This is a genomic window from Candidimonas humi (assembly GCF_019166065.1).
In the GTDB taxonomy this organism is placed as follows: Bacteria; Pseudomonadota; Gammaproteobacteria; order Burkholderiales; family Burkholderiaceae_B; genus Candidimonas; species Candidimonas humi.
In genome coordinates this window covers 372,842-384,749 of sequence record NZ_JAHTBN010000001.1, presented here as the reverse complement: position 1 = coordinate 384,749, position 11,908 = coordinate 372,842, and the positions used below count along the sequence as shown (strand labels likewise).

At 67.0% G+C, this 11,908-nt stretch carries 9 protein-coding genes; 6 read left to right on the top strand and 3 right to left on the bottom strand.

The features are described from left to right. The first annotated feature begins 521 nt into the window (after positions 1-521). Entirely contained in the window at positions 522-1,529 is a 1,008-nt protein-coding gene (locus tag KVP10_RS01655; protein WP_246600239.1) for a Bug family tripartite tricarboxylate transporter substrate binding protein, read from the top strand. Between the two features lie 322 nt (positions 1,530-1,851). Further along, a complete protein-coding gene (locus tag KVP10_RS01650) occupies positions 1,852-2,730 on the top strand; it encodes a phosphonopyruvate hydrolase (protein ID WP_217962720.1) in 879 nt (292 codons plus the stop codon). Between the two features lie 120 nt (positions 2,731-2,850). Here the strand turns inward: KVP10_RS01650 and KVP10_RS01645 are convergent, their stop codons facing one another. Continuing rightward, on the bottom strand, positions 2,851-3,741 hold the full coding sequence (locus KVP10_RS01645) for a dienelactone hydrolase family protein (RefSeq protein WP_217962719.1): 891 nt from the start codon (positions 3,739-3,741) through the stop codon (positions 2,851-2,853). 68 nt (positions 3,742-3,809) lie between these two features. Further along, entirely contained in the window at positions 3,810-5,819 is a 2,010-nt protein-coding gene (locus tag KVP10_RS01640) for a bifunctional DedA family/phosphatase PAP2 family protein (protein ID WP_217962718.1), read from the bottom strand. A gap of 300 nt (positions 5,820-6,119) precedes the next feature. Between KVP10_RS01640 and egtB the strand changes: the two genes are divergently transcribed. The 4 genes from egtB (at position 6,120) to KVP10_RS01620 (ending at position 10,981) form a co-directional block, all read left to right on the top strand. Then, a complete protein-coding gene (gene egtB / locus KVP10_RS01635) occupies positions 6,120-7,373 on the top strand; it encodes an ergothioneine biosynthesis protein EgtB (RefSeq protein WP_217962717.1) in 1,254 nt (417 codons plus the stop codon). Continuing rightward, on the top strand, positions 7,373-8,359 hold the full coding sequence (egtD, locus tag KVP10_RS01630) for an L-histidine N(alpha)-methyltransferase (RefSeq protein WP_217962716.1): 987 nt from the start codon (positions 7,373-7,375) through the stop codon (positions 8,357-8,359). The genes egtB and egtD overlap by 1 nt, the downstream gene beginning before the upstream one ends. A 97-nt stretch (positions 8,360-8,456) precedes the next feature. Continuing rightward, positions 8,457-8,753 (top strand): acylphosphatase, encoded by a 297-nt coding sequence (locus tag KVP10_RS01625; protein WP_217962715.1) that lies wholly within the window; start codon positions 8,457-8,459, stop codon positions 8,751-8,753. 128 nt (positions 8,754-8,881) lie between these two features. Continuing rightward, positions 8,882-10,981: a phosphocholine-specific phospholipase C gene (locus KVP10_RS01620; RefSeq protein WP_217962714.1), complete on the top strand. Its 2,100-nt coding sequence runs from the start codon at positions 8,882-8,884 to the stop codon at positions 10,979-10,981. A gap of 20 nt (positions 10,982-11,001) precedes the next feature. On the opposite strand, the gene KVP10_RS01615 is transcribed toward KVP10_RS01620, so the two are convergent. Further along, positions 11,002-11,700 carry a PepSY-associated TM helix domain-containing protein gene (locus KVP10_RS01615; RefSeq protein WP_217962713.1) on the bottom strand — a complete coding sequence of 233 codons (699 nt, stop codon included), beginning with the start codon at positions 11,698-11,700 and terminating at the stop codon, positions 11,002-11,004. Between the last annotated feature and the right edge of the window lie 208 nt (positions 11,701-11,908).

Here is an 11,908-nt window from a genome sequence, read left to right as displayed (position 1 = left end):
CCTTTGAATGTCCGGGGGGGCTCGGCGAACCGAGCATGAGGGCGTACGGCCGCCCGTTTCCAGGCAGGCGCGCCGCGCCGCCTGCAATGATAGCGCCCGGCGGTGCGTGGATGACGATTCGCGTATTGCGAGACGCGTCGTGCTGCAGCCGGCTGCGGCAAGTGTCCAGGCGGGCTGCGGCATGCACGCATGTGGCGTGCCGCTGTCGCCTGGCGGCTGGCGGATCCGCGGGGCGGAGTTGCGGCCGAGGCCGGATCCGTAACCCTAGAGCAAGTTCGGCGCAAATGTTTACCGCCTTCTTGCAGCACCCGCCACATACAGTGCTTCGAAGACTGTAAACATCTGAACCGAAAATGCGCTAGCCTCGGCCATAGCTATGGCCGTGCTCGTGGCCGTAACCGGATCCGCCTCCGTGCAACACCTAGTATCCAGGCTTTAATTAATATGTTAACTTTAATGGTTGATATGTTAATTTTTTGTGCATGGCCAGTTCGTGGGCCGTGCGAGTACAGGAGCACGATATGAACAATATGGAATCCAGGGGAAATCTGCGCCGCAGGCTGTTGAAGTTGTGCGGCGGCATATCGCTGGTGGCGGGCGCGACGGCCCTGGCGGCGCCGGCCCAGGCGGCATGGCCGGATCACCCGATACGCTGGCTGGTGCCGTACACCGCCGGCGGCGGCAGCGACGTGTCGACCCGCCTGGTGGCGCAACTGGTGTCCAAGGACCTGGGCGCCAGCATCGTGGTCGAGAACAAGCCGGGCGCGGCCACCATCATCGCCGCCCAGGAACTGCGCCGCTCGGCGCCGGACGGATATACCGTCATGACCGCCGGCCAGGGCACCCTGGTGCTGAACCCGAGCCTGTATCCCAAGCTGGCCTACAACGCGAACAAAGACTTCGCGCCGGTTACCGCGCTGGTGCGCCTGCCCATGGTCCTGGTGGTGCGTCCCAACCTGCCGGTGAAGAACCTGGCCGAACTCGTCGCTTACATCCAGAAGAACCCGCACAAGCTGAGCTTCGGCTCGGTGGGCAACGGCAGCCCGCATCATCTGGCGGCCGAACTGTTCCTGGCGACGATCAAGGGCGAGGAAACCCACGTGCCCTATAAGGGGACTCCGCAAGCGCTGCAGGACATCATAGGCGGCCAGGTCGATTTCATGATGGCCGACCTGTCGGCTTCCGCGCCCCTGATCCGTTCGGGCAAGCTGCGCGCCCTGGCGATTCCGCTGGCCGAGCGCAGTTCGGCGATACCCGACGTACCGACCTTCTCCGAAGCAGGCATGCCCGGCTTCACCGCCTACACGTGGCAAGGTGTGGTGCTGCCCGCGGGCACGCCCAAGGACATCGTCGACAAGCTCAGCGCGGCGATCAACAAGGCGCTGGCCAATCCCGACGTGGCCAAGAAGCTCAACGCCATGGGCATGCAGCCCATGGGCGACACCCCCGACCAGTTCCGCAAGTTCATCGGCGAAGAACAGCAGAAGTGGGGCGGCGTGATCCGCGAGCGCCACATCACCCTGCAATAAGCCCGCCACGCGCCACGCGAACCCAGCCGCGCGGCGCATAAGCCGGACGCCGACCAGCCCCTGCGGACTGTGAGGCGCTTGGCGCGCCCGCCCGGCAGGCATGCAGGCCGCGAGCGAGCCAGGCAACAAGCCGGCATCGATCCCCGAGGGTCGATGCCGGTTTCTTTTTGCGCACGGCCCGGGGTAGCCATGCAATAGGGCCGGGCGATATTATTTGTGCGCCGGCCAGGCGAGACCGAAGCGCGTTGGCACGCAGCAAGGCCATGCATCCCCGCCATCGGGCGCCCGGGCCCGGCACAACAGGAACATACCAGGAGCAGGAATGACTAAGCAGAAAAACCAGGCGTTGAGACTAGCCCTGGCGCAAAGGCGCTTGTTCACCGCGATGTCGGCCCACAATCCGCTGGCGGCGAAGCTGGCGCAAGAGGCGGGCTTCGACGGCATCTGGGGCAGCGGCTTCGAGCTGTCCGCCAGCTATGCGGTGCCCGACGCCAGCATCCTGCCCATGGGCACGCACCTGGAGATGATGCGGGCGATCGCATCCACCGTCGACATCCCGCTGATCGCCGATATCGACACGGGCTTCGGCAATGCGGTGACCGTCAGCTACATCATTCCGCAATACGAGGCAGCGGGAGCCTCGGCAGTGGTGATGGAGGACAAGACCTTTCCCAAGGACACCAGCCTGCGCGCCGGCGGCAGGCAGGAACTGGTGCGCATCGAGGAATTCCAGGGCAAGATCGAGGCGGCGGCGCAGGCTCGCAGCGATGCGGATTTCGTAGTCATAGCCCGGGTCGAGGCGCTGATCGCCGGGCTGGGCCAGGAAGAAGCGCAGAAGCGCGCGCATGCCTACGAAGAGGCCGGCGCCGATGCCATATTGATTCATTCCAAGCAGAAGACACCCGACGAGATTCTCGCCTTCATATCGGGCTGGTCGGGGCGCGTCCCCCTGGTGCTGGTGCCCACCGCCTACCCGCAACTGACCGAGGCCGATATCGCCGCCACCGGCAAGGTCGGCGTGGTGATCTACGGCAACCATGCCATCCGCGCCGCAGTGGGTGCGATGCGCGACGTCTTTGCGCAGATCCGCCGCGACGGCGGCATCCAAGGCGTGGATGCCGCGCTGCCCGGAGTGAAGGACATCATCGCATTGCAGGGCGATGCGCGGATGCGCGAGATCGAGAAGAAGTTTCTGCGCTAGGGCAAGCGTGGCGCGCGGGTTTACCGCCACCCCGCAGGACCCGCCCTATATATAGCGCTTCGAGGCTGTAAACAGCTGAACCGAAAATGCGCCTGGCGGTGTTCCGGGCGGAGCGCCGCTTCAGGAACGCAGGTACTTGTTCAGGAACGCAATGGTGCGCGACCACGCCAGCGTGGCCGCCGCCTGGTCGTAGCGCGGCGTGGTGTCGTTGTGGAAGCCGTGCTGCACGCCCGGGTACATGTATTCCTGGTAGCGTATTCCGTTGGCCTTGAGCGCCGCCTCGTACGCCGGCCAGCCGGCATCGATGCGCTCGTCCAGCCCGGCGTAGTGCAGCAGCAGCGGCGCTTTTATATGGGCGGTCTCGGCAGCGCTGGGCTGCTGCCCGTAGAAGGGCACCGCGGCGGCCAGCTCGGGCAGGCGCACCGCCAGCATATTGGCCACGCCGCCGCCATAGCAGAAGCCCACGGCGCCGATCTTGCCCGTACATTCGGGGCGGCTTTCCAGGTATTTGGCGCCGGCCACGAAATCTTCCAGGCGCTTGGCGGGATCGAGGCCGGCGAACAGCTTGATGGCTTGTTCTTCGTTGCCGGGATAGCCGCCGACCGAGGTCAGCGCGTCCGGCGCGAAGGCCACGAAATCGGCCAGCGCCAGGCGCCGCACCACGTCTTCGATATAGGGTGTCAGCCCGCGGTTTTCGTGGGCCACCAGCACCCCGGGCAGCTTGCCCGCGGGTTTGGCCGGCAGGGCGAAATAGCCGCGCACCGTGCCCGAGCCCTTGGGAGAGGCATAGCTCAGGTACTGTGTGTGCAGCCGCGGGTCTTTGCGCGGCACTTGTTCGGCAAGGGCATAGTCGGGCTTGAGGCTTTCGAGCATGGCAGCCGCGGTGAAGCCGCCGACCGCAAAGCGCGCGGCCTGTTCCAGGAATTCCCGGCGGCCTATGATGCCGTGAATGTACGAGTCGAAGAGCTTGAGGACGGGGGGCGGAAAGTCGCCGGCAGTTTTGCGTGGCATGGCGGGGACTCCTGGAGAAGAGTGCTTATCCTACACCCGAATTCGGTGCGCCGGACGAACCCGCGGGGCTAGGGATTCTGGGCGGGCAGGGCCAGTAACACGTCGGCCCGGGGCCCGGGCCGCGGCAACAGCCGCAGGCCGGGCGGCAGCAGCGGCGGCACCTGCGCCGGGTCTTGCAGATTGCGCGTGAGCCCCAGCAGGAACAAGTGGCCGGGCTGGGCGAAGCGTTCATCGTAGAACGCGCCGTACCATACGGGGATTTCGCGCGGGCGGCCCGGCGCCACCAGCACATAGTCCGAACGCCACAGCCTGAGCACCATGCGTCCATGTCCGTCGCGGTCGGGGCGTATATAGGTCAGGGCCGCATTGCTGCCCTGGTCGTACCTGGGCAGCACGGGCAGGTCGCGTACATCGGTGCTGGGCAGCAGCCAGGTAAGCGCACTGCGCACCGACCATGCCGGGGCCGGCAGCCATCCTTCGCCTTGCAATGCGCGTTCGACATCGGAGGCGCTATCGGCCCACTGCAGCAGGAAGCGTTCGTCGCGATGGGCGCGCAATTCCAGGCGATAGGCGGGCAGCTTGCGCCACGCGGCGTCGGTCCATTGGTCCTGGGTGATAGCCTGGACGCGCAGCGGCGGCGTATATAGCGCCAGGTCGGAGGCCGAGCGGGTCGTGAAGACCCAGGCGATGCCGGCCACGAGCACCACGGCCAGCGTGCCGGCCAGCGCGCGCGGATGTATGTCTTCGCGCACCTTGCGGCGGGTGTAGAGGATGACGGCAAGCGCCAGCCAGACCAGGCCTATGCTCCATCCGGCCACTACGTCGGAAAGCCAATAGGCGCCCAGGTACAGGCGCGACACGCCGATCAGCACCACGCCGGCGGTGGCGCAGGCGGCGAGCGTGGCGCGGGCATAGGGGCCGGCATTGCGGCCCAGCAGATAAGCCAGGAAGCCATAGAGAATGATGCTCGAAGTGGCGTGGCCGCTGGGAAACGAGACATGCTCCAGGCCCGCGGGCAGGCCCAGCGGCGCGGGGCGGTCTATCAGCAGCCCCAGTGCGCGGATGGTGGCCTCGGTGGCCAGCGCCAGGGCCAGCCAGTAGCGCATGGTGCGCCGGCAGCCGCGCAACAGGAACCAGAGCGCCATGGTAGCCACCACCAGCACGCGCATGCGCACGCCGCCCATTTCGGTGATCGCCACCATCGCCTGGTCGGCAGGCCAGGTGCGCAAGGCCTGCAGCCGATTCAGCACCGACATGTCGATGCCGGTGAACCAGTGTGCCGTGACCGCGCCGCGCGCGGTCAGCAGGAACATGAGGCTGCCGCCGCCCAGCACCAATATCCAGAACAGCAGGGTGCGCGAGTCGGGTCTCGAAGGGTCTATTACCGCGCGCACATAGCGGCGCAAGCGCGCGCAGGAGGCAGGGCTGCGGCTCGCCCAGCGCAGCAGCGCGTCGCGCCAATTGCGCAGCACGGGTGCACCGCCGCGAGCCGCGAGCCGCGCCAGCCATGCCACGAACCACGCGAGCGCCACAATCAGCAGCAGCAGCGCGGCTATGCGTCCGCTTACGGCCCGCGCCACTTGCAGGGACGCGCCGAACAGCACGCCCGGCAGGATATGCGTGGGTGACCAGACCAGCGCCGAGCCGATATTGACCAGGTAGAAGCGCAGGCGCGGCATGGACGCCGTACCGGCCAGGAAGGGCACGATGGCGCGCACCGGCGCGATGAAGCGCGCGAAAAGTATGCTCTTGCCACCGTGATCGCGCACGAATTGTTCCCCGCGCTCGAGCAGCGCAGTGCGGCGGGCCAGCGGCCCCCAGGCGCGGATCTGCGTGTTCCAGCGGCGGCCGGCCTCGTAGCTCAGCCCGTCGCCGCCGATGGCGCCCAGCGCCGCGATGCCCAATGTCACCCAGAGGTCCAGCGCGCCGGCCCCGATCAAGGCGCCTGCGGCGAACATGGCGACCCCGGCCGGCACCAGCGTACCCACCAGCACGATGGATTCCGCGAAAGCCACCAGGAACACGGCCAGCAGCGCCCCTGTGGGGTGCAGGGCAATGTAGTCGAGCAGCGCGTGCATGAGGTAGGCTTGGGGTTGCGGGCAGGGCGGTGTGTGAAGCTACTGCCGCGAGTGTGCCCCAGATCGGAGCCGATGTGAAGGACCTCGGCCTTGCGGTCCTGGGCGTTCGTCGCCCGCCCTGTGCCGGGCTTGCGGCGATCGGACGAAGGTGGTTACGTATGGAAAAACCGTCGCAGGCCCGGCGTGTTTTAATGGAAAATTACATGGCGAGCGCCCGCCGGGGCCGCCGCTTGTCGTGTACGGATCGTGGAGGCCAGGCTCATGCCGGATGCTTTATCACCCGATGCTGATACCCTAGAAATGCCCGCAGCGGGCAAGGACTGTGCACAAGACGCCGGGCTGCAACGGCGCTACGAACAGGTGCGGGCCCGCAGCCTGGAACTGGCCGCGCCTCTCTCGGCCGAGGACCAGTGCGTGCAGTCGATGGCCGATGCCAGCCCGACCAAGTGGCATCTGGCCCATACAAGCTGGTTCTTCGAGGCCATGGTGCTGTGCCCGCACAGCCCCAGCTACCGCTCCTTCGACGAGCGCTACTTCTATCTGTTCAATTCCTACTACGAAGCGCTCGGGCCGCGCCATCCGCGGCCGCAGCGCGGGCTGCTGACACGGCCTTCGCTGGAAGAGATCCATGCCTATCGGCGCCACGTCGATGCCGGCGTGCGCCGGCTGCTGCGAGAAGGCGCCGGGCCCGCGCAGGCGCAGGTCGAGCGCTTGCTGGTGCTGGGCCTGCACCACGAGCAGCAGCATCAAGAGCTGCTGCTTACCGATATCCTGCACGTCTTGTGGTGCAACCCCTTGCGGCCGGCCTACCTGCCGCCGGGGCGTGCGCCCGCGCCGCCGCGCGCAGCCGGCCCGGCGCAATCGCAACGCTGGCTGAGCCGGCCGGAGGGCCTGGCATCGATCGGCCATGACGATCGGGCCGCCGCCGGCTTCGCTTTCGACAACGAATCGCCGCGCCACGACACGCTGTTGCGACCCTACCTGCTGGGCAGCGGCCTGGTCAGTTGCGGCGAGTATGCCCAATTCATCGCCGACGGCGGCTATCGCGATCCCTCGCTGTGGTTGTCCGACGGCTGGGCCAGGGTACAGGCCGAAGGCTGGCGCGGCCCTTTGTACTGGGTAAGCGAAAACGACGCCGCGGCGCCGCGGCCCGCAGACTGGGAAGTGTTCGGCCTGGGCGGGCTGCAAGCCATGGATCCGGACGCGCCGGTAAGCCAGATCAGTTTCTACGAAGCCGCCGCCTATGCCCAATGGGCGGGCGCGCGCCTGCCGACCGAGTTCGAATGGGAAGCGGCCGTGGACGATCCGGGGCTCGCCCAAGCCATGGACAGCGTCTGGCAATGGACGCGCTCTTCCTACGATCCTTATCCGGGCTTTCGCGCGCAGCCGGGGGCCGTGGGCGAATACAACGGCAAGTTCATGGTCGGCCAGCTCGTGCTGCGCGGCGCAAGCTGTGCGACGCCGCCGGGCCACGGGCGGCACACCTACCGCAATTTTTTTCCTGCGCAAGCCCGCTGGCAGTTCTCGGGCCTGCGCCTGGCCAAGGACGATTGATGCAGAGCCATACACTACGCAAGGAAGCCGACGCCATCGAAGACCCGGCCGCCGCCGCGGCGCGCGGCGAATTCGCGCGCGACCTGCAGGCCGCGCTGGCCAAGCGCCCGCGCCAGCTTTCTCCCAAATACTTCTACGACGCGGCAGGTTCGGCGCTGTTCGACCGGATCTGCGAATTGCCCGAATACTACCTGACCCGCTGCGAGCTGGGCCTGCTGTCGGCGCATGCTCCCGAGATCGCCGAGCACATGGGCGCCGAAGCGGAGATCATCGAATTCGGCGCCGGCTCGCTGGCCAAGATCCGCCTGCTGCTCGATGCGCTGCAAGGGCCGGGACGCTATTTGCCCATAGACATCTCGGGCGAACACCTGGCGGCCGCGGCGCGCCGCCTGCAGCAGGATTATCCCCAACTGCAGATCCAGCCCGTCGTGGCCGACTACACCAAGGGGCTGCGGCTGCCGCCCAGGCTGCATCGCGGCACCCGGCGCATAGGTTTCTTCCCGGGCTCCACCATCGGCAACCTGCGTCCCGACGAGGCCCTGCGCTTTCTCAAGCAGGCGGCCGCGCTGTTGCGCGGCGGCGCGCTGCTGCTGGGGGCCGACCTGATCAAGGCGCCCGCGGTGCTGCATGCCGCCTACAACGACGCGCAGGGCGTGACGGCGGCCTTCAACCTGAACCTGCTCGTGCGCGCCAATCGCGAGCTGGGGACGGATTTCGATCCCTCGGGCTTCGCGCATAGCGCCTTCTACAACGCCGGACAGCAACGCATCGAGATGCACTTGATGAGCCTGCGCAAGCAGGAAGTCGGCGTCTGCGGGCGCCGCTACGAATTCGTCGAAGGCGAGACGCTGCACACCGAGAATTCCTATAAATTCACGATAGACAGCCTGCACGAACTGGCCACGCACGCCGGCCTGAGGCGCGGCCCGGTATGGACGGACAAGCATCGGCGCTTCGGCCTGTTGTGGCTGGATGCGCCGCCCTGATCGCGGCTTCGGCAGCGCATGCCGCGAGACCTGTGCGGCGCGCCGTGCCATGGCCGGGGGAGGCGACACGCCCACGCCGAACTCTTATACTTGCGCCATGAAGAATCTGACTAGCGATCACGCACTCGAAACCCTGGATGTACGAATCACGGGCCGGGTCCAGGGCGTGGGCTTTCGCGCCGCCGCGGTGCGCCAGGCCCATCTGCTGGGGGTCACCGGCTGGGTGCGCAATAACGCCGACGGCTCGGTGCAGACACTGCTGCAGGGTGAACACGACCAAGTGGATCGCATGCTCTCGTGGCTGCTGGTCGGTCCGCCGGGTGCGCGCGTGACCGAAGTCGACAGCCAGCCCCAGGACACCGGCAGGCGCTACGAACACTACGAACAGATCTAGACCATGAACCCGGCCCGCCGGCCTCATCCGCCCGTGCCCAAGAATGGGCGGCTCCAGTATGGCGCGACGCGGGGCGGATCGCGGCCACCCGACCGGCCCGTTCGGAACCCACGCGAGCAAATCGGATCATGAGCCACTCCGGCAGGCGGGAATTCCTCAAGCGGGCGGGCGCCGCCGCGGCGGCTGCCGCGGCCCTGGACGCGCTGCCCGAATCCATACGCAAGGCAGTGGCGATTCCCGCGCACACAGAGCGCGGCACGATCGAAGACGTGCGCCACATCGTGGTGCTGATGCAGGAAAACCGTTCCTTCGACCATTACCTGGGCCACTTGAGCGGTGTGCGCGGCTACAACGACCGCTTTCCCGCCGAACTGCCGGGCGGGGCGCCGGTATGGCAGCAGCCGCGCCACGACCCGGTCCAAGGCAGCATCGCGCCGTTCCATCTCGATACCCACACTACCAGCGCCCAGTGCATAGGCGACCTGGACCATACCTGGCGCAAGACGCATGCCGCGATCAACGGCGGCCGCTACGATCGCTGGCCGCGCTACAAGACCGACATGACGATGGGCTATCACCTGCGCGGGGATATTCCTTTCCACTATGCGCTGGCCGATGCCTTTACCGTGTGCGACCATTATTTCTGCTCGATGCCCGGCCCCACGCACCCGAACCGCATGTTCCTGATGACGGGCACCAACGACCCGAGCGGCAGGGGAGGCGGGCCGCTGATCGACAATCACGATCCGGTATCGCAACCCTACCTGCCGGCGCTGACATGGACCACCTACCCGGAACGCCTGCTGCGCGCCGGCATTTCCTGGCAGGTCTACCAGGAAGGCACTAACCCGCATGATCCCTATAACGGCAATTTCGGCCTGAATGTGCTGGCGAATTTCGGCGCCTACATCCAGGCGCCTGCCGGCTCGGCCCTGCACCGGCGCGCCATGACGGCGCGCCCGCTCGAACAATTCGCCCGCGACGTGCGCGACGGGCGCCTGCCCCAGGTGTCGTGGCTGCTGCCGCCGGCCGCCTATTCGGAACATCCCAAGTGGACCTCGGCCTACGGCGCCAGCTACATCGCCCGGGCGCTGGACGCCCTGACCGCCAATCCCTCCGTCTGGAGCCGCAGCGTGCTGCTCGTGGTCTATGACGAGAACGACGGTTTCTTCGACCATATGGTGCCGCCCAGCCCGCCGACCGGCCCGGGGCTGGGCAAGAGCAGCGTGCCCGTGGCCGACGAGTTGCACACGGTCGTGAATCCTCAGCACCAGCCGCTGTACAAGGCCGACGGCCTGCCCTACGGCCTGGGCCCGCGCGTGCCCATGATCGTGGTGTCGCCCTGGTCCAAGGGCGGCCATGTCTGTTCCCAGGTGTTCGACCACACCTCGGTGATTCGCTTCATCGAGCGGCGCTTCGGCGTGCACGAACCCAATATCAGCGCCTGGCGCCGCACGGTCTGCGGCGATCTGGATACGGCATTCGATTTTTCCCGCCGCGACGACAGGCCGGCGCCCTTGCCGGACACTCGCGGCTACCAGGCTATGGCCGACCAGCAATGCAGCACGCTGGACGCGCCGCGGGTGCCTGCGCCGGGCGCGGTGACGCCGCATCCGCAAGAGCCCGGCACGCGCCCGGCGCGAGCGCTGCCTTATGCTTTGCACCTGTCCGACGAAGTCGCGGCGGGCGTAACGCAAGGCCTGCGCCTGAGTTTCGACAATCACGGACGCCAGGGGGCCAGCCTCTGGGCGCGCTCGCGGGCGGCGAGCCTGGCGCCGCGCTGCTATACGCTGGCGGCGGGCGGCCATCTGGAAGATCTGCTGCCCGCTGCGGAAAACACCGACGTCTACGATTGGACTCTGCACGGGCCCAACGGTTATGTGCGCGTCTACCGGGGCAGCCTGCGGTCCGATCGCCCCGGCCAGTACCTGCAGATACGCCAGGCCGCCGCGACAGGTAAAGCCCCGGCGCACGACTTCGCCCTGGAATTGACGAACCGCGGGCCGCAGCCGCTATCCCTGGTATTGAAGGACCTGGCCTATGGGCAGGAGCCGCGCGAGTTCACGCTGCTGCCCGGCGCCTCGTATACGGCGCGCTGGAATATCGAGGCCAGCCATCACTGGTACGACATCGGCATATCCCTGCTGCAAGACGAGGCCTACGAACGGCGCTATGCGGGGCATGTCGAGACCGGCCGCGCCAGCCGCAGCGACCCCGCCGCGGCCTGACTTGCCCGGGCTGGCCCGCCCTATATGCGCGGCAAGGCGAGCGCCAACAGCGCCACCACGGAAACGATGAGTATCGTCGTGCCGACGGTCCGGCGGCGATTGGTCTGCACCCACAGTATCACGCCGGACAGCGACAGGAAGATCAGCGAGCCGGCCAGCGTGTCGATGAGCAGTATCCAGGCCGCGCTCATGCCCACGCCCTTGTGCAGATTCATCAGCGTGCCTATCACCCCGTTGTCCAGGCGATGCACGCTGACCGATTTGTTGCCCGCCCAGGCATCGACCATGACGCTGGAATGCGGACCGCCGAACCGGAATGTCCAGTGCTCGGGCTGCATCAAGGGCTTGCCCGCGTCGCCTCGGGATCGCGGCACCCAGGGCACCGGCCGGGCACGTTCCACGCGTATCGAAGGAGGGCGATCCATTTCCAGTTCCTGCTGCAGCCAGCGCGCGACCGCTTCGGGGTTCGCGGGTAAAGAGTCGGGCAGGCTGATCTGCGCGTTGCTGCGCTGTTGCGCCACAGGGGGCAATTTCAGCACGGCACGGTGGTTGAGCCAGATGCCGCTGAAGCCGAACATCAAGCCCAGTGCCGCGCCCCACAGGCCGAACCAGCCGTGGGTCTTGCGCAACCAGCGCACCACGTCGGCGCGGCGGTTGTGATGGCGCGCACGCTGCGCGCCGACATGCATCGTGGCGGGAATTTCTGCCGTCTGTTTCATCGATCTGCGGGAATGAGGGAAGGGCGGCGCGACAGAAAGCCGTGCCGGGCGGGCCTGGTTATTTTAATACAAATGATAATGATTATATTTTAATGCTAGACGTGCCCGCCCGGCCCGCCAGGCGAAATCGTCGGCCCAGAGCTGTTGCTGGCCGGATCGGCCGGCCTGGCCGGGCTAGTAGCAAGTTCGACGCAAATGTTTACCGAAT